This is a genomic window from Bacillus sp. FSL R5-0447 (assembly GCF_038606125.1).
In the GTDB taxonomy this organism is placed as follows: Bacteria; Bacillota; Bacilli; order Bacillales; family Bacillaceae; genus Bacillus; species Bacillus velezensis.
Genome location: NZ_CP152012.1, coordinates 2468528 through 2485740, shown reverse-complemented (window position 1 = coordinate 2485740; position 17213 = coordinate 2468528). Strand labels below are relative to the sequence as shown.

The following is a 17213-nucleotide window of genomic DNA, read 5'->3' as shown; positions in this document are numbered from 1 at the left end:
AATGCCAATCGCAGGAGTTGAAGGACATGACAGAAGAAAAAGCAATTATAATAGGCGGAGGTCCTTGCGGATTATCGGCGGCTATACATCTGAAGCAAATTGGCGTGAACGCGCTTGTAATCGAAAAAGGGAATGTCGTAAACAGCATTTATAACTATCCGACCCACCAAACTTTTTTCAGTTCAAGTGAAAAATTGGAGATCGGCGATGTCGCCTTTATTACGGAAAACAGAAAACCGGTCCGAATACAGGCTCTCTCTTACTACAGAGAGGTTGTCAGAAGAAAAGAGCTGCGCGTAAACGCCTTTGAAACGGTGGAACGCGTAACGAAACAGGAAGACGGCCGTTTTCTTGTAGAAACATCAAAAGACCGCTACCTCACTCCGTTTTGTATCATTGCGACAGGATATTATGATCATCCGAATTATATGAACATACCGGGTGAAGGGCTTCCTAAGGTATTTCATTACTTTAAAGAAGGCCATCCTTATTTTGATAAAGATGTTGCTGTGATCGGCGGGAAAAACTCAAGTGTGGACGCGGCTTTGGAACTGGTGAAGTCCGGTGCGCGCGTCACGGTGCTCTACAGAGGACATGAGTACTCCCCGAGCATCAAGCCGTGGATTCTGCCTGAGTTTGAGGCCCTCGTCAGAAACGGCACAATCCGGATGGAATTCGGCGCTTGTCTTGAAGAAGTGACGGAAGATGAAATCATTTTCCGCTCCAGCCGAAATGAGACGGTCCGGCTGAAAAACGATTTCGTATTTGCCATGACGGGATACCATCCCGATCACGGTTTCCTCGAAAAAATCGGTGTGCGGATTGATGCGGAATCAGGCCGGCCGTTTTTCCGGGAAGAAACGATGGAAACAAATGTTGACGGTGTTTTTATCGCCGGAGTCATTGCGGCTGGAAATAACGCCAACGAAATTTTTATCGAGAACGGCCGTTTTCACGGCGGCTTGATCGCAAATGAAATATCAAAACGGCTGGGTGCAGAGAGCATATGATCATTCATATGCTCTTTTTTAAAAAAATTGAAAGATGTAAAAATGTGAACAACATGGTACGATAGATATAGGAATATAAAGGAAAGAGGTTGCCTGATGTTTGCAATCATCTCTGCAGGAATTGCTCCCGGCATTGCGCTGTTAAGCTATTTTTATTTAAAAGATCAGTATGACAATGAACCCGTACATATGGTGCTGAGGTCTTTTTTTCTCGGGGTTGTCCTTGTGTTTCCGACCATGTTTATCCAATATGTTCTTGAAAAAGAGCATGTGGGGGGAGGAAGCTTTTTCGTTTCGTTTTTGTCTTCGGGATTTCTGGAAGAATCGGTGAAATGGTTCGTTCTGATGATCAGTGTGTATCCGCATGCTCATTTTGATGAGCATTATGACGGAATCGTTTACGGGGCCAGTGTGTCTTTAGGATTTGCCACGCTTGAAAATATTCTGTATTTATTCGGCCACGGTGTTGAGCATGCTTTCATCAGGGCGCTTCTGCCGGTCTCCTGCCATGCGCTGATCGGAGTGATTATGGGATTTTATCTCGGAAAAGCCCGCTTTTCGCAGAAAAAAGCCCGTGTCAAATGGCTTGTGATTTCGCTGGCCGTGCCTTCATGTCTGCACGGTTCTTACGATTTTATTCTTACCGCCCTCAATCATTGGGTATATTATATGCTGCCGTTTATGCTGTTTTTATGGTGGTTCGGGCTGCGAAAGGCAAAAAAAGCACGCTCCGTCAATATGATCCAAGTGTGAAGAAACCGCGCGTCGCGTGCGGTTTCTTTTTTATGCCTTGACAGGGGATAAGAAGGAAACGTGCATAAAAATAACCTCGTGACAGACAATACGGGTACACTTTAAATTTTGCAGTAGGAGGCTTGAAGAGATGAAGTGCAAAGGAGCCTTTATGGCATGTCTCATTCTATTTTCTTTCGCCGCTGCTTTCTTCGATCATCATGAAACGGTTCATGCGTTTTCAAATCAAGTGATTCAAAGAGGCGCGACGGGTGATGATGTTATAGAATTGCAGGCCCGTCTTCAATATAACGGATTTTATAACGGGAAAATCGATGGTGTTTACGGCTGGACCACATACTGGGCCGTGAGAAATTTTCAGGAGAAATTCGGCATGAAACCGGTTGACGGCCTCGTCGGCGCGAAAACCAAACAGGTGCTGATTTCTAAATCAAAATATTACCGTGAATATGTAATGGAGCAGATCCAAAAAGGGAATACGTTCACTCATTATGGCAACGTCCCATTGGAAAACCAAACAAAACCGAGAGCTGGAACGCAGAAGCCGGCGGGAACGAATAAGCCTGCTCAAAAGCCACAAAACAATAAAGGCGGTCAGTCAAATCAAAAGCAAAATACGACAGCGGCCAATATGCCTGGCGGTTTCTCAAACAACGACATCAATCTTCTGGCACAGGCTGTGTACGGGGAAGCGCGCGGTGAGCCGTTTGAAGGGCAGGTTGCCATCGCCGCGGTTATTTTAAACCGTATTAAAAGCCCGTTATTTCCGAATACGGTGGCCGGCGTCATTTTCGAACCGCTCGCGTTTACCGCCGTTGCCGACGGCCAAATATATATGCAGCCGAATGAAAGAGCAAAAGAAGCGGTTCTTGATGCGATCAACGGCTGGGATCCTTCTGAAAACGCAATTTATTATTTCAATCCTGATACGGCGACAAGCAAATGGATTTGGGGACGTCCGCAGATAAAAAGAATCGGAAAACACATTTTCTGTGAGTAAAAGTACGCAAAATGAGGTGTTAACATGATTAGAGGAATCATTATCGCTGTTCTCGGTGTCGCGATCGCCGCAACCGGATACTGGGGATATAAAGAGCATCAGGAAAAAGATGCGGTCCTTCTGCATGCGGAAAATAATTATCAGAGGGCTTTTCATGAATTGACGTACCATGTAGATCAGCTTCACGACAAAATCGGGACGACGCTTGCGATGAACAGTAAAAAATCTCTGTCTCCGGCGCTCATTGATGTATGGAGAATAACATCTGAAGCTCATAACAATGTGAGCCAGCTGCCGCTGACTCTCATGCCTTTTAATAAGACGGAGGAGTTTTTATCCAACATAGGAGATTTCAGCTATAAAACATCCGTCCGGGATTTAGACCAAAAACCGCTTGATAAGAAAGAATATACAACGCTGAACAGCCTGTACAAACAGGCGGAGAACATTCAAAACCAGCTCCGCAGCGTTCAGCATCTCGTCATGAGCAAAAATTTACGGTGGATGGATGTTGAGATGGCGCTCGCTTCTGACAAAAAACAAAGCGATAATACGATCGTCGACAGCTTTAAAACAGTCGAAAAAAATGTAGGCGCTTTTTCTGAAGACAGCATCAGCCCCACATTTACGGGAGCAAATACAGAACGAAAAGGTTTTACGCATCTGAAAGGAAAACAAATTACGGAAAAAGAAGCGGTCAAAATCGCACAACGGTTTGCGCCTGATCATAATTATTCAATTAAAGTGGTCAAAAGCGGCAGGAAGACGAATCGGGACGTATACAGCATCCGCATGAAAGACGCCGACAACAAGTCTTTTATCTATATGGATATTACCCAAAAAGGCGGACATCCGGTCTATTTGATTCAAAAACGGGCCGTGAAGAAACAAAAGATCAGCCTCAATGAAGCATCTAACCGGGCCGTCGCGTTTTTAAAGAAAAATGGATATGAAACAAAAGGCCTCGAAATTGATGAAAGCGCGCAATATAATAACATCGGCGTCTTTTCTTTTATCCCCGTGGAGAAAAATGTCCGCATTTATCCGGAAGCCATCCGAATGAAAGTGGCGCTGGATGATGGTGAAGTCGTCGGTTTTTCCGCGCGTGATTACCTGGCGGCGCACCGCACGAGAACGATTCCGGCTCCCGCTTTGTCAGCTGATGAAGCGAAAGCGAAGCTGAATAAAAATGTTGAAGTGCGGGAGACCCGGCAGGCGCTGATCACGAATGAACTCGGTCAGGAAGTGCTTTGCTATGAAATGCTCGGAACGATCGGGAAAGACACGTATCAAATGTTCATTAATGCGGACGACGGAAAAGAGGAAAAAATAGAAAAGTTAAAAAGTGCAGAACCTATATATAAAGACCTATAAAAATAAAGGAGGAAAGGACTAAAAGTCTTTTCCTTTTTTTCGTTACATGCTTTAATAAAAGCATAAATAATGAAAGAGTGAAGGCCCATGATAGCTGTCGGAGATTATATTTGGATTGAATACATAGAGAACAATGAGCCCAAAAAAGCGAGGAGCAAAGCAGTAAGCGTTGAAAACGGCGAACTGCACATCTCATATCCCGTCGATCTGGATTCGGGACGGACGGTCTTTTTGCATAAAGGATTGGAAATAACAGCGGAATTTATGGGGAATGGCCAAGTGCCGTATCAATTTAAAAGCATAATCAAAGGAAAGAAAAAAGACCCCATCCCGATGATCGGATTGGACATCCCCCCTCAGGAGGAAATGAAGCGGATTCAAAGACGCCGATACGTCCGTGCAGACGCAGTATTGGATGTATCCGTCAAAATGGAAGCGAAAAAAACCGCTTTCCAAACGGTTTCCTCTAATATCAGCGCCGGCGGAATCGCTGTTGTGATGCCTGAGCATATTTCCGCGGAACCAGGTGAAAAGCTGTATGTCTCATTTTCTCTTCCCGGCAAGGGAAATACGGCGGATATTACGGCCGAGGCTGTTATCCAGCGGATTTTTTATGATGAAAAGGCGGATAAACAAAAAATGACGCTTGAATTTGCAGAAATCGCTCCCGCTTCACAGCAGCTTTTACTCCAATATTGTATGCGCGCACAGCTGCAGCAGAGAAGAAACAGTCTGTCGGAATAAACAGCAGCGCACTTTTCCATACTAATCCTAATGGAGGTGCGCGTGTATGAAAACGTTTGAACGTCTGCTGGTCAAATTGGTCTGCATTCAGCTTATCATTTTGGGCGCGGTGCAGTTTTTGCTTCATTATCAGCCTATTGAACCTTATATTTCGAAAGCTGTGAAATATGAGGGAGTTGATAAAATGGAGAAAAAAGAATGGATTGAAACGGTAAAGCGGTAAATCAGCTCAATTTTTTCGCCCCTTTTCCGGCAGTTCATGATACAATCCATAGAGGAGTAAAGAGCAAGGAGAGAGATTATGGACAAGAAATTATCAATTGCGATCGACGGGCCGGCCGCTGCCGGAAAAAGCACCGTTGCTAAAATAGTGGCTGAGAAAAAATCATATGTGTACATTGATACAGGAGCGATGTATCGTGCCATTACATATACGGCGCTCAAGCAGAATGCCGATTTAACCGATGAAGCCGCGCTTACAGAGCTGCTGAAGCATACGGAAATTGAGCTTGTATCCGCTCCGGAAGGACAAATCGTTCTGGTAAACGGAGAAGATGTGACAGAAGAAATCCGAAAAGACGAAGTCAGCAACCAAGTATCAATCGCCGCCAAGCATAAAGGCGTCAGAGAAGAAATGGTCAAAAGACAGCAGCAGCTCGGAGAAAAAGGCGGTGTCGTCATGGACGGCCGTGATATCGGTACTCACGTGTTGCCTGATGCCGAAGTGAAAATTTTTCTGCTCGCGTCCGTAGAGGAAAGAGCGAAGCGCCGATATGAAGAGAATAAGAAAAAAGGCTATGACGTGAATTACGAGACGCTCATTGAAGAAATTGCCAGACGCGACAAACTCGATTCAGAGAGGGAAGTTTCCCCGCTGCGCAAAGCGGAAGACGCGATTGAAATCGATACGACGTCACTCAGCATTGCCGAAGTCGCAGGAAAAATTCTGGAGATCGTCGAACAGAAATCACGTTAACTTCGGGCGGAGCGCTTTATAATTTTTTTCGAAAGACAAGATGTTATTGCTTGACAAACCAGTCCATTTATTAGAAGTTAATACTAATAAAACTTTTTATTGATCATTCAAAATCTTTTTTGGATGATTCTTTAATACATATTCGGCTGAAAAGCGGACATTCACATGTTCAGCTTTCAAACCGTATTAATTAAGCTGTGTAGGTTTGGACCAAGGAGGTTATTCAAATGACAGAGGAAATGAATCAAATTGATGTTCAAGTGCCAGAGGTTGGAGATGTAGTAAAAGGGATTGTGACAAAGGTAGAGGACAAGCATGTAGATGTCGAAATTGTCAATGTCAAACAGTCCGGAATCATTCCAATCAGTGAATTATCAAGTCTTCATGTAGAGAAAGCATCGGATGTCGTAAAAGTTGACGACGAGCTTGACCTGAAAGTAACAAAAGTGGAAGACGATGCTTTGATTTTATCTAAACGTGCCGTTGATGCTGACCGCGCTTGGGAAGACCTTGAAAAAAAATTCGACACAAAAGAAGTGTTTGAAGCTGAAGTGAAAGATGTGGTGAAAGGCGGTCTCGTCGTAGATATCGGCGTTCGCGGCTTCATTCCCGCATCACTTGTCGAAGCTCATTTCGTCGAGGATTTCACTGACTATAAAGGGAAAACCCTCTCTCTTATCGTCGTTGAACTCGACCGTGATAAAAACCGGGTGATTCTGTCACACCGGGCTGTAGTGGAAAAAGAACAGACAGCCAAAAAGCATGACTTTCTCCAAACGCTTGAGGTTGGAAGCGTGCTTGAAGGGAAAGTGCAGCGTCTGACTGATTTCGGCGCATTTGTCGACATCGGCGGAATTGACGGGCTTGTTCATATTTCGCAGCTGTCTCATTCACACGTCGAAAAACCGTCTGACGTGGTGGAAGAAGGTCAGGATGTAAAAGTGAAAGTACTGTCCGTAGACCGCGATAACGAACGTATTTCTTTATCTATTAAAGAAACGCTGCCGGGACCTTGGAGCCAGATCGGCGAAAAGGTAAAACAGGGAGATGTGCTTGAAGGAAAAGTGCAGCGCCTTGTAAGCTTCGGCGCCTTCGTTGAAATTCTTCCGGGCGTGGAAGGACTTGTGCACATTTCGCAAATTTCCAATAAACATATCGGAACGCCGCATGAAGTGCTTGAAGAAGGACAGACTGTTAAAGTGAAAGTGCTTGACGTCAACGAAAGCGAAGAGCGCATTTCCTTAAGCATGCGTGAGCTTGAAGAAGCGCCGAAAGCCGATCAGGAGGACTTCCGCCAATACCAGGCGAAAGAAGAGCCGAGCACCGGCTTCCAGCTTGGCGATTTAATCGGAGACAAGCTTAATAAATTAAAATAAATTGGTGATAAAACGTGACACGAGCAGAACGAAAAAGAGAACATATAAATCATGCGCTGTCTACCGGCCAAAACCGGGAAACGGGGCTTGATGATATTACGTTTGTTCATGTCAGCCTACCGAACCTAGCATTGGAAAAAGTGGATATATCAACGAAAATCGGCGGACTCACAAGCAGTTCGCCGATTTTTATCAATGCGATGACAGGCGGCGGCGGACAGCTTACATACGAAATTAACAGATCGCTGGCAAGAGCCGCGCGCAAAGCCGGCATGCCGCTGGCTGTCGGTTCGCAAATGTCAGCTTTAAAAGATCCCTCCGAACGGTGTTCTTACGAGATCGTCAGAAAAGAGAATCCGGACGGGCTGATATTTGCCAATTTAGGCAGCGAGGCGGATGCCGAGCAGGCGAAAAGGGCAGTTGATATGATTCAAGCAGATGCCCTCCAGATTCATTTAAATGTGATTCAGGAGATCGTCATGCCAGAGGGTGACAGAAGCTTTACCGGCGCTCTCGGCCGCATTGAGCGGATTGCGGCGGAAGCGGGAGTGCCCGTTTTTGTCAAAGAAGTCGGCTTCGGAATGAGCAGGGAATCGGCACGGCAGTTATTTGATGCTGGCGCAGCAGCAGTTGATGCCGGCGGATACGGCGGTACAAATTTCTCTAAGATCGAAAATATGCGCAGAGAGAAGGCGCTTCAATTTTTTAATACGTGGGGAATTTCCACTGCCGCAAGCTTAGCGGAAATCCATTCGCTCTCCGCTGATCAATCAATTATCGCATCCGGCGGGCTGCAAAGCGCCCTGGATGTCGCCAAATCGATTGCCCTCGGCGCTTCCGGCGCGGGAATGGCGGGCACTTTCCTGAAAGCTCTCACCTCTAAAGGAGAAGAGGGCCTGTTTGACGAGATGACGGCGCTTTTACAAGAGCTGAAAATGATTATGACCGCCCTCGGATGCCGATCGGTTGCCCAATTGCAAAAGGCGCCTTTGGTCATAAAAGGTGACACACATCACTGGCTTTCTGAACGGGGGATTGACACGTCCCGTTTCAGCAGACGTTAAAAGACATGCGAACCCGCATGCCTTTTTCTGTTTTTTACGATTTTCTTTTTCGGAATTCCCCGTTCTGCTCAAGGCTTGTCGCTCCTTTATGGTGAATCGAATCATCGCGATCAGATTCCACCCGGCGGGAGGCTTTCAGTTTTTTCTCCTGTCTGTCTTTTCCCATCCTTATCCGCTCCTTTCAGGCATAATTGGTTTAAAAAATGCGTTCCCGCTCCATACTGATCAGAGGAGGAGCGATTATGGAACCGTTTTATTATTACTGGTCAATGTGGTTTTTATGGATACTTGCGACTTTTATTTTTGCCAAAACGAAAAGCCGTTTTTACGTATCAGTCTTTATTTTGACTAATATGATGGCAAGCATACATCAGATTACGGCTTATTTTACGCTGAATGCGGCATATGTCATGTTTTTTGCTGCGGCATTTGTTTATGCGGGAAGCCTCGGCATGCATAAACGGCTCCGTAATATTGTGATTCATCTGACGGCGTCTGCGGCGTACGGCTTTATTTTTCTTTTTGCATTATATGATCCTGTTTGGTTTATCATAAAACCTGAATGGGCGGCGGTTATACTGCTTACCGTTATTACGCTTTCCGTTGAGGGGCGGTTCCCTGAGAGGCTTTGTCTTTTTGTTCTCGGCATGTGCCAGGGGGAGCTATTGTATGCTGCGGTCATCCGCAACATTGCGGGTGCGGCAGCCGTCGGGGATTATAAGTGGCTTTCAGGCTGTTCGGCGGGAGTGATTCTCCTCGTCGGGCTGACTACATATGAACAGCTTGCGGCGCGCATCAGCCAAAAAAGCAAAAAGCAGGGCAAAGGAGCGACAAAAATGTCTTGAAAACAGACGGAGACTGTTACATGAATGCGAAACATTTTGAAGAATACATTGTGATCTCAGTGAAAACTGATATAATAAATGAGTTAAGCCCTTCTGTTTGAAGGGTTCTTTTCATAACGAAGATGATTTTTAATAACCGGTTGAACAATTTTTTGTGAAAATGTAAGCGGCTGGATTGAAAGGAAGGGTACTATGGGTAAACCTGTCGTAGCCATTGTCGGAAGACCGAATGTGGGAAAATCCACAATCTTTAACCGGATTGCGGGTGAAAGAATTTCAATAGTAGAAGATACCCCCGGAGTGACGCGGGACCGGATATACAGTTCGGCGGAATGGCTGAATTATGATTTTAACCTGATTGATACGGGCGGAATTGATATCGGAGACGAACCGTTTCTGACACAGATCCGCCAGCAGGCTGAAATCGCCATGGACGAGGCTGATGTGATCATCTTTATGGTGAACGGCCGCGAAGGTGTGACGTCTGCGGATGAAGAAGTGGCAAAAATACTGTACCGGACGAAAAAACCGGTCGTATTAGCCGTAAATAAATTAGATAATACCGAAATGAGAGCGAACATCTATGACTTTTATGCGCTCGGCTTTGGAGAACCGTATCCGATTTCGGGCACACACGGTTTAGGATTGGGAGATTTGCTCGATGCTTGTGCCGAGCATTTTAAAAACATTCCGGAGACGAAGTACAGTGATGATGTCGTTCAATTCTGCCTGATCGGCCGCCCGAATGTCGGAAAATCATCCCTTGTCAATGCGATGCTCGGCGAAGAGCGGGTTATCGTGAGCAACGTAGCCGGAACGACTAGAGACGCTGTGGATACGGCGTTCACCTACAATCAGCAGGAATTTGTAATCGTTGACACGGCGGGAATGAGAAAAAAGGGTAAAGTATATGAAACAACAGAAAAATACAGTGTGCTTCGGGCGTTAAAAGCCATTGACCGCTCAGACGTCGTCGGGGTTGTGCTGAATGCAGAAGAAGGCATCCTTGAGCAGGACAAGCGGATCGCCGGATACGCCCATGAAGCCGGGAAAGCCGTCGTCATTATCGTAAACAAATGGGATGCCGTTGATAAAGACGAGCGCACGATGAAAGAATTTGAACAGAATATTCGGGAACATTTCCAATTTCTTGATTATGCGCCGGTGCTGTTTATGTCGGCACTGACGACAAAGCGGATTCATACACTCATGCCTGCGATTATTAAAGCGAGTGAAAACCACTCTCTCCGCGTGCAGACAAATGTCTTAAATGATGTCATCATGGATGCGGTCGCCATGAATCCGACTCCGACGCACAACGGCTCCCGTCTGAAAATTTATTATGCGACTCAAGTCGCTGTTAAGCCGCCGAGCTTCGTTGTTTTTGTCAACGATCCGGAACTGATGCATTTTTCTTATGAACGCTTTTTAGAAAACCGAATCCGGGACGCTTTCGGATTTGAAGGTACGCCAATTAAAATATTTGCAAGAGCAAGAAAATAAAAAGGTGTGATACAGAGATGAAAAAAGTGGCAATGCTTGGAGCGGGAAGCTGGGGCACTGCACTTTCTTTAGTGCTGGCTGATAACGGACATCAAGTTATGATGTGGGGACACCGTGCCGAATTGATCGATCAAATCAACGACCTGCATGAAAACAAAGATTACCTGCCGGGGGTGGAGCTATCAAGTTCTATCATCGGTACAGCTGATTTAAACGAGGCTTTAAAAGGAGCGGACTTCATCATTGTGGCAGTTCCGACAAAAGCCATTCGGGAAGTGCTGAAAAAGGCTCTGCCGTACATCCCGAAACAATCGATTTTTGTTCATGTCAGCAAGGGAATTGAGCCGGATTCGCTTCTCCGTATTTCAGAATTAATGGAAGAGGAGCTGCCTGAGGAGTACAGAAAAGACATCGTCGTGCTTTCAGGGCCGAGCCACGCTGAGGAAGTCGGATTAAGACACCCGACGACTGTTACATCATCTTCAAAAAATATCAAGGCTGCAGAAGCGGTTCAGGATTTATTCATGAACCAGCATTTCCGCGTCTATACCAATCCGGATATGATCGGTGTTGAAATAGGGGGAGCGTTAAAGAATATCATCGCTCTTGCAGCGGGGATTACAGACGGATTGGGATACGGAGATAATGCAAAAGCGGCCTTAATCACCCGAGGTCTTGCTGAAATCGCCAGACTCGGCACAAAGATGGGCGGAAATCCGCTCACCTTTTCCGGCCTGACCGGCGTAGGCGATTTGATCGTGACGTGTACAAGCGTTCATTCCCGAAACTGGCGCGCCGGCAACCTGCTCGGCAAAGGATATAAGCTGGAAGCTGTCCTGGATAAGATGGGGATGGTTGTTGAAGGCGTGCGGACGACGAAAGCTGCGTATCAGCTGTCTCAAAAATACCAAGTGAAAATGCCGATCACAGAGGCGCTTCACCAAGTATTATTTAACGGGCAGAAGGTAGAAACGGCCGTAGAATCCTTAATGGCCAGAGTGAAAACCCATGAGATGGAAGACTTGGTCAACACATTCGAAAACCGGGTGAAGTGACAATAACATGCCGTCAGCATATTCTGAAGTGACGAAAGTCCAAAACGCAGAACTCTCCGGCTGAAATCGCTTAAAACATTTGCTGATTTAGGCAGAAGAGGATGCAGACGTACGCATCTACGCATACTATAGCATCGAAGTCCAAGAGAGTGTATCTCAGACGTACAGGTGAATATAGTCAACTTGACTGAAGCAAAGTCCCCCTCTTTGCTTCAGTTTTTTTGTTTTTTCAATAGATGGAAAACCTGTTGATCTTTTCAACATTTGTATATTAAAATGAAATATAACGCTTACAATGATGGGACGGGGGGCACGAACGTGAGTGTGGCATTGATGAAAATGTGGTTTGCGCTTGGTGCTATGGGATTAATGTTTGTTGCGGTGGCCTCTATTTATGTCAGCAGGTACAAAGTGAAAAACAAACTGATAAAAGCAGCGGTTTCTTCACTCGCTTATGCCTGCATGGTCATCTCGGGATTGATCGTGTTAATGGTCGTTTTCAGCGGGCCTGTCAATGAATAAAGCAAAAAGGGGGCGCGGAATGCATAAGTTTAAAATGGCCGTCATAACGGCAATGGCGGTGCTTCTGCTGTCCGGCTGTCTGTACCCTGAAGCGGAAAAAACTGAAAATAAAGTATCTTACAAACATCAGCTTCAGCAGGTGCAAGCGGCAGTGGATGAATTTAAAAAGGCGAACGGCGGACTTCTGCCGATTCAGACAAAAGATATGAAAACACCGCTCTATCAAAAATATCCGATAGATTTTAAGCGGCTCGCGCCCAGATACATAGAGGAGCCGCCGGCCTCAGCTTATGAAAGCGGAGGAATGTACCAATACGTGCTTGTCGACGTGGAAAATAAGCCGACCGTCAAGCTGGTCGATCTCCAAATGGCGGAAGCAATCCGCGACATGAAGCTGCGTGTCAAAATGTATCAGGAAAAGCATACATATCCTCCCTATGAGGACGCCGTTTCAAAAGGGCTGTTCACTTTAAATAAAAAAAAGCTCGGCATGAAAGACTCTCCTTCAGTCAAAAGTCCGGTTTCAGGCACGTCTCTGCCGCTTTTAATCGGCGCTGACGGAGAAATCTATGCCGACTATCGCGTCGATCTAGCCCGCTGCCTGAAGGAAAACAAAAAGAAAATCAAACCGGGCGCGGAAATTCAGGATATTTTATGGAAAGAGACTCCTTTCGTCCCGGCCTTTTCAGTCACATACACCGTAAATGAAAAACAGGAACCCGTTTTTTTAGAAAGTCAAACGAAACAGGAATGAACCTTTTTCCCGCGCATACAAATAGGGAGAAAGGTTTTTTTGATTTTGATAGAAAAGACTGCCTGAAAATTTTCTAAAGATGTCATATTGAAATAGGACAACGTCATACACATATAGTGTCCTGTATTTGATTGGAGAATGGTGAATGAAAAATGATAAGGATAGGAAGTCCGGGAGGGGATCACTTGGAAAAGGTCGATATTTTCAAGGATATCGCTGAACGAACAGGGGGCGATATATACTTAGGAGTCGTTGGCGCTGTCCGTACAGGGAAATCTACATTCATTAAAAAATTTATGGAGCTCGTGGTGCTCCCGAATATCAGCAATGAGGCCGACCGAGCGCGGGCGCAGGATGAGCTTCCGCAAAGCGCAGCAGGAAAGACGATAATGACCACAGAACCAAAATTTGTCCCGAATCAAGCCATGTCCGTTCATGTCGCGGAAGGACTTGATGTCAACATCCGTCTTGTGGATTGTGTGGGATATACGGTTCCCGGGGCGAAGGGATATGAGGATGAAAACGGCCCGAGAATGATCAATACACCTTGGTACGAAGAACCGATTCCCTTTCATGAGGCAGCGGAAATCGGTACGAGAAAAGTCATCCAGGAACACTCCACAATCGGGGTCGTCATTACGACAGACGGCTCAATCGGCGATATTGCGCGGGGCGATTACGTGGAAGCGGAAGAAAGAGTCATCGACGAGCTGAAGGAAGTCGGCAAACCGTTTATTATGGTTATCAACTCGGTAAAACCGTACCACCCGGAAACAGAAGCGCTCAGAGCTGAATTAAGCGCGAAATATGATATTCCCGTCCTCGCCATGAGTGTTGAAAGCATGCGGGAAACAGATGTGTTAAGCGTCCTCAGAGAAGCGCTTTACGAGTTCCCTGTGCTGGAAGTCAATGTCAACCTTCCGAGCTGGGTCATGGTGCTGAAAGAAAATCACTGGCTCAGAGAGAGCTACCAGGAATCAGTGAAAGAAACCGTAAAAGATATTAAACGCCTGCGCGATGTCGACCGGGTTGTCGGCCACTTCAGTGAATTTGAGTTTATTGAAAGCGCCGGATTGGCCGGAATCGAACTTGGCCAGGGTGTCGCAGAAATTGATTTGTATGCGCCGGATCATTTATATGACCAGATTTTAAAAGAAGTGGTCGGCGTTGAAATCCGCGGGAAAGACCACCTGCTTGAATTAATGCAGGACTTCGCCCACGCGAAAAAAGAATATGATCAGGTATCAGATGCGCTGAAAATGGTGAAACAGACCGGCTACGGCATTGCCGCCCCGGCCTTAGCCGATATGAGCCTTGATGAACCGGAAATCATCAGACAGGGATCAAGATTCGGAGTAAGGCTCAAAGCGGTCGCTCCGTCCATTCATATGATCAAAGTGGATGTGGAAAGTGAATTCGCGCCGATCATCGGGACGGAAAAACAAAGTGAAGAACTTGTCCGTTACTTAATGCAGGACTTTGAAGATGATCCGCTTTCTATCTGGAACTCCGATATTTTCGGCAGATCATTGAGCTCTATCGTAAGAGAAGGAATCTCCGCAAAACTGTCACTCATGCCGGAAAATGCGAGATATAAATTGAAAGAAACGCTGGAGAGAATTATTAACGAAGGCTCAGGCGGCCTGATCGCCATTATTTTGTAAGCTGAAGGACCTCTTCCTGAAACGGGGGGTCTTTTTTTATTCTTTTTAGATACTGGAAATCAATCAAGGATTAGGAGGAAAAAAGCAAAAAAAGGAATATTTGTTCGGTAAAACACGTGAAAACCTTGACGAGCAAGGGATTGAGGCTTTAAAATGCTTGATATGGCTTTTTATATGTGTTACTCTACATACAGAAAATCTTCACTTTGTTGGACAAACATTCCTCAAAGTGTCTGTTTTCTTTTGAAAAGCCGTTTACTTGTCTGTTCTTCCCTGCTTTGATTTTTTATCAGACAGGTTTAGAATCAGGCTGAACTGTGAAGAAATGATAATAAACTGCTGATTTGATACCCTTTTGGGAGGAGGTGAAAGGCATGAACAAGACAGAACTAATCAATGCGGTTGCTGAAGCAAGCGAATTGTCTAAAAAAGACGCTACAAAAGCAGTTGATTCTGTTTTTGATACGATTTTAGATGCACTTAAAAACGGTGATAAAATCCAACTGATCGGTTTCGGTAACTTTGAGGTGCGCGAGCGCTCTGCACGTAAAGGACGTAACCCGCAAACTGGTGAAGAAATCGAAATCCCTGCAAGCAAGGTACCTGCTTTCAAACCAGGTAAAGCTCTTAAAGACGCTGTTGCAGGAAAATAATTGTGAATATAGATCGTGTATGCATCTGATACATACACTTTGTTTCTTCACAGAAAAGCCCCTTGATAAAGGGGCTTTTCATATTTAAGCAGCCTCGGTCACCGGGCAGGACTTTCGTTTTGCTTTTGGCGCGGCAAATGTGCTAGAATCGAAATTAAATGTATTCAATGGTGGAGGACACAGACAATGAAAGAAGTTAATAAAGAACAGATTGAACAGGCGGTTCGCCAGATTTTAGAGGCGATTGGAGAAGACCCGGACCGGGAAGGGCTTTTAGATACGCCGAAACGCGTGGCGAAAATGTACGCGGAAGTATTCTCGGGATTAAATGAAGACCCGAAAGAACACTTTAAAACCGTTTTCGGAGAAGACCATGAGGAGCTTGTTCTTGTAAAAGATATCGCGTTTCATTCCATGTGTGAACATCACCTTGTTCCTTTTTACGGAAAAGCGCATATTGCCTACATTCCGCGCGGCGGCAAAGTGACGGGCCTGAGTAAATTGGCGCGGGCGGTGGAAGCCGTCTCAAAACGCCCGCAGCTGCAGGAGCGCATCACTTCAACGATTGCAGAAAGCATCGTAGAGACCTTAGATCCCCATGGCGTCATGGTTGTCGTCGAGGCTGAGCATATGTGCATGACAATGAGGGGCGTAAGAAAGCCGGGTGCAAAAACAGTGACTTCCGCTGTAAGAGGTATTTTTAAAGATGACGCAGCGGCGCGTTCCGAAGTGTTAGAACATATTAAACGTGCGGATTAATAATGATAGAGGGTGCAGATATGAATTCAAAGCATTCAAGTGATTTTGTCGTCATTAAAGCGGTCGAGGACGGCGTGAACGTCATCGGTTTAACGAGAGGAACGGATACGAAATTTCACCATTCCGAAAAACTGGACAAAGGCGAAGTGATTATCGCTCAGTTTACTGAGCATACCTCTGCCATCAAAGTGAGAGGCAACGCCCTCATCCAGACCGCTTACGGAGAAATGAACAGCGAAAAAAAATAAGCCGGCTGTTTCCCGCTTTTGCCAAATGCCCGCAAACGGCGGGAGAATACAGCCAATTTCTTTTTTTTATGCTATAATGATACCTGCGAATAATAATGACGAGTAAATCTCATACATATTAGAATAAATGTGAATTTGGGGACAAGGGTGATATTTTTGCAAGACATCTACGGAACTTTAGCGAATCTAAATACGAAATTAAAACAAAAGCTGTCTCATCCTTATTTAGCGAAACATATTTCTGCGCCTAAAATCGATGAGGATAAGCTTCTTCTTTTTCACGCTTTGTTTGAAGAGGCGGACATTAAGAACAACGACAGAGAAAATTACATAGTAACTGCGATGCTTGTCCAAAGCGCCCTTGATACCCACGATGAAGTGACAACAGCCAGAGCGTTAAAGCGAGACGAAAATAAAAACCGGCAGCTCACCGTGCTTGCCGGCGACTATTTCAGCGGACTGTATTATTCGCTTTTATCTGAAATGAAGGATATCTATATGATTCGGACGCTCGCTACGGCAATTAAAGAAATCAATGAGCATAAAATCCGTCTGTACGATCGGTCTGTCAATGACTTGAATCAATTGATCGAAAGCATGGCGATTGTGGAAGCGGCCCTGTTTCACAGAGTGTCAGACCACTTTAATCTTCCGCGCTGGAAAGAGCTGGCGAGTGATTTTTTTGTATATAAGCGGCTGATGAACGGCAATGCTATATTTCTCGATGTCATCGGCAATATTGTAAAGTCAGGGAAATCAAAGGCTGACATAATGGAAGATAGCTTCCGAAAGGCAAAGCAAAGCATTGAAACGCTGCTGCCGCTCAATTCACCAATCCAAAACCTCATGCTGAACCGGCTTAAAGCGATCAGCCAGGACAAAACATATCATCAGAAAGTGGAAGAAGGGTAAT

The 17213-nt window shown here is 45.5% G+C and carries 20 protein-coding genes; 19 read left to right on the top strand and 1 reads right to left on the bottom strand.

Annotated features, from left to right (window positions below; translation table 11 throughout):
- The first annotated feature begins 26 nt into the window (after positions 1 to 26).
- From NYE68_RS12455 to fni, 9 genes are all read left to right on the top strand, one after another.
- Positions 27 to 1010 (top strand): YpdA family putative bacillithiol disulfide reductase, encoded by a 984-nt coding sequence (locus tag NYE68_RS12455; RefSeq protein WP_015417732.1) that lies wholly within the window; start codon positions 27 to 29, stop codon positions 1008 to 1010.
- A 96-nt stretch (positions 1011 to 1106) separates the two neighbouring features.
- Positions 1107 to 1763: a glutamic-type intramembrane protease PrsW gene (gene prsW / locus NYE68_RS12450; protein WP_003153415.1), complete on the top strand. Its 657-nt coding sequence runs from the start codon at positions 1107 to 1109 to the stop codon at positions 1761 to 1763.
- 130 nt (positions 1764 to 1893) lie between these two features.
- The gene (gene sleB, locus NYE68_RS12445; RefSeq protein ID WP_064115478.1) at positions 1894 to 2763 is read left to right on the top strand and encodes a spore cortex-lytic enzyme; all 870 of its coding nucleotides are present in this window, start codon (positions 1894 to 1896) and stop codon (positions 2761 to 2763) included.
- A 24-nt stretch (positions 2764 to 2787) separates the two neighbouring features.
- Positions 2788 to 4137 carry a germination protein YpeB gene (ypeB, locus tag NYE68_RS12440; RefSeq protein ID WP_007409448.1) on the top strand — a complete coding sequence of 450 codons (1350 nt, stop codon included), beginning with the start codon at positions 2788 to 2790 and terminating at the stop codon, positions 4135 to 4137.
- A gap of 87 nt (positions 4138 to 4224) precedes the next feature.
- Positions 4225 to 4881 (top strand): flagellar brake domain-containing protein, encoded by a 657-nt coding sequence (locus NYE68_RS12435; protein WP_022553026.1) that lies wholly within the window; start codon positions 4225 to 4227, stop codon positions 4879 to 4881.
- A 46-nt stretch (positions 4882 to 4927) separates the two neighbouring features.
- The gene (locus tag NYE68_RS12430; protein WP_003153420.1) at positions 4928 to 5104 is read left to right on the top strand and encodes a YpfB family protein; all 177 of its coding nucleotides are present in this window, start codon (positions 4928 to 4930) and stop codon (positions 5102 to 5104) included.
- 78 nt (positions 5105 to 5182) lie between these two features.
- Positions 5183 to 5857: a (d)CMP kinase gene (gene cmk, locus NYE68_RS12425; RefSeq protein WP_209387392.1), complete on the top strand. Its 675-nt coding sequence runs from the start codon at positions 5183 to 5185 to the stop codon at positions 5855 to 5857.
- Positions 5858 to 6084: 227 nt separating this feature from the next.
- Complete coding sequence (gene rpsA / locus NYE68_RS12420) at positions 6085 to 7233, top strand: 30S ribosomal protein S1 (RefSeq protein ID WP_003153426.1); 1149 nt, start codon at positions 6085 to 6087, stop codon at positions 7231 to 7233.
- A gap of 14 nt (positions 7234 to 7247) precedes the next feature.
- Positions 7248 to 8297: a type 2 isopentenyl-diphosphate Delta-isomerase gene (gene fni, locus NYE68_RS12415; protein ID WP_015417730.1), complete on the top strand. Its 1050-nt coding sequence runs from the start codon at positions 7248 to 7250 to the stop codon at positions 8295 to 8297.
- 34 nt (positions 8298 to 8331) lie between these two features.
- Here fni and NYE68_RS12410 read toward each other — a convergent pair whose 3' ends face one another.
- Positions 8332 to 8463, bottom strand: a complete 132-nt coding sequence (locus NYE68_RS12410; protein WP_003153429.1) for a YpzI family protein — start codon at positions 8461 to 8463, stop codon at positions 8332 to 8334.
- Between the two features lie 76 nt (positions 8464 to 8539).
- Here NYE68_RS12410 and NYE68_RS12405 point away from each other — a divergent pair, with 76 nt between their 5' ends.
- The 10 genes from NYE68_RS12405 to hepS all read left to right on the top strand — a co-directional run bounded on the left by NYE68_RS12405 (position 8540) and on the right by hepS (position 17212).
- On the top strand, positions 8540 to 9142 hold the full coding sequence (locus NYE68_RS12405) for a hypothetical protein (RefSeq protein ID WP_015417729.1): 603 nt from the start codon (positions 8540 to 8542) through the stop codon (positions 9140 to 9142).
- A 192-nt stretch (positions 9143 to 9334) separates the two neighbouring features.
- Positions 9335 to 10645 (top strand): ribosome-associated GTPase EngA, encoded by a 1311-nt coding sequence (gene engA, locus NYE68_RS12400; RefSeq protein WP_003153433.1) that lies wholly within the window; start codon positions 9335 to 9337, stop codon positions 10643 to 10645.
- A 17-nt stretch (positions 10646 to 10662) separates the two neighbouring features.
- A complete protein-coding gene (locus tag NYE68_RS12395) occupies positions 10663 to 11700 on the top strand; it encodes an NAD(P)H-dependent glycerol-3-phosphate dehydrogenase (protein ID WP_029973642.1) in 1038 nt (345 codons plus the stop codon).
- 318 nt (positions 11701 to 12018) lie between these two features.
- The gene (locus tag NYE68_RS12390) at positions 12019 to 12222 is read left to right on the top strand and encodes a DUF2768 domain-containing protein (RefSeq protein ID WP_003153435.1); all 204 of its coding nucleotides are present in this window, start codon (positions 12019 to 12021) and stop codon (positions 12220 to 12222) included.
- Between the two features lie 19 nt (positions 12223 to 12241).
- The gene (locus NYE68_RS12385; protein ID WP_014418263.1) at positions 12242 to 12976 is read left to right on the top strand and encodes a hypothetical protein; all 735 of its coding nucleotides are present in this window, start codon (positions 12242 to 12244) and stop codon (positions 12974 to 12976) included.
- Positions 12977 to 13161: 185 nt separating this feature from the next.
- A complete protein-coding gene (spoIVA, locus tag NYE68_RS12380; protein ID WP_007409454.1) occupies positions 13162 to 14640 on the top strand; it encodes a stage IV sporulation protein A in 1479 nt (492 codons plus the stop codon).
- Between the two features lie 374 nt (positions 14641 to 15014).
- Entirely contained in the window at positions 15015 to 15293 is a 279-nt protein-coding gene (gene hbs / locus NYE68_RS12375) for a non-specific DNA-binding protein Hbs (RefSeq protein ID WP_003153447.1), read from the top strand.
- A gap of 186 nt (positions 15294 to 15479) precedes the next feature.
- Positions 15480 to 16052: a GTP cyclohydrolase I FolE gene (gene folE, locus NYE68_RS12370; protein ID WP_003153448.1), complete on the top strand. Its 573-nt coding sequence runs from the start codon at positions 15480 to 15482 to the stop codon at positions 16050 to 16052.
- Between the two features lie 20 nt (positions 16053 to 16072).
- Positions 16073 to 16300: a trp RNA-binding attenuation protein MtrB gene (gene mtrB / locus NYE68_RS12365; RefSeq protein WP_003153449.1), complete on the top strand. Its 228-nt coding sequence runs from the start codon at positions 16073 to 16075 to the stop codon at positions 16298 to 16300.
- 156 nt (positions 16301 to 16456) lie between these two features.
- On the top strand, positions 16457 to 17212 hold the full coding sequence (hepS, locus tag NYE68_RS12360) for a heptaprenyl diphosphate synthase component 1 (RefSeq protein WP_007409455.1): 756 nt from the start codon (positions 16457 to 16459) through the stop codon (positions 17210 to 17212).
- The last annotated feature ends 1 nt before the right edge of the window (position 17213 follow it).

Coding starts and splice junctions, on each gene's coding strand:
- NYE68_RS12430 (WP_003153420.1), top strand. CDS start 4,928: ATGAAAACGTTTGAACGTCTGCTGGTCAAATTGGTCTGCATTCAGCTT.
- rpsA (WP_003153426.1), top strand. CDS start 6,085: ATGACAGAGGAAATGAATCAAATTGATGTTCAAGTGCCAGAGGTTGGA.
- NYE68_RS12405 (WP_015417729.1), top strand. CDS start 8,540: ATGGAACCGTTTTATTATTACTGGTCAATGTGGTTTTTATGGATACTT.
- NYE68_RS12385 (WP_014418263.1), top strand. CDS start 12,242: ATGCATAAGTTTAAAATGGCCGTCATAACGGCAATGGCGGTGCTTCTG.
- mtrB (WP_003153449.1), top strand. CDS start 16,073: ATGAATTCAAAGCATTCAAGTGATTTTGTCGTCATTAAAGCGGTCGAG.
- NYE68_RS12410 (WP_003153429.1), bottom strand. CDS start 8,463: ATGGGAAAAGACAGACAGGAGAAAAAACTGAAAGCCTCCCGCCGGGTG.
- sleB (WP_064115478.1), top strand. CDS start 1,894: ATGAAGTGCAAAGGAGCCTTTATGGCATGTCTCATTCTATTTTCTTTC.
- ypeB (WP_007409448.1), top strand. CDS start 2,788: ATGATTAGAGGAATCATTATCGCTGTTCTCGGTGTCGCGATCGCCGCA.
- hbs (WP_003153447.1), top strand. CDS start 15,015: ATGAACAAGACAGAACTAATCAATGCGGTTGCTGAAGCAAGCGAATTG.
- NYE68_RS12455 (WP_015417732.1), top strand. CDS start 27: ATGACAGAAGAAAAAGCAATTATAATAGGCGGAGGTCCTTGCGGATTA.
- NYE68_RS12435 (WP_022553026.1), top strand. CDS start 4,225: ATGATAGCTGTCGGAGATTATATTTGGATTGAATACATAGAGAACAAT.
- cmk (WP_209387392.1), top strand. CDS start 5,183: ATGGACAAGAAATTATCAATTGCGATCGACGGGCCGGCCGCTGCCGGA.
- prsW (WP_003153415.1), top strand. CDS start 1,107: ATGTTTGCAATCATCTCTGCAGGAATTGCTCCCGGCATTGCGCTGTTA.
- NYE68_RS12395 (WP_029973642.1), top strand. CDS start 10,663: ATGAAAAAAGTGGCAATGCTTGGAGCGGGAAGCTGGGGCACTGCACTT.
- engA (WP_003153433.1), top strand. CDS start 9,335: ATGGGTAAACCTGTCGTAGCCATTGTCGGAAGACCGAATGTGGGAAAA.
- folE (WP_003153448.1), top strand. CDS start 15,480: ATGAAAGAAGTTAATAAAGAACAGATTGAACAGGCGGTTCGCCAGATT.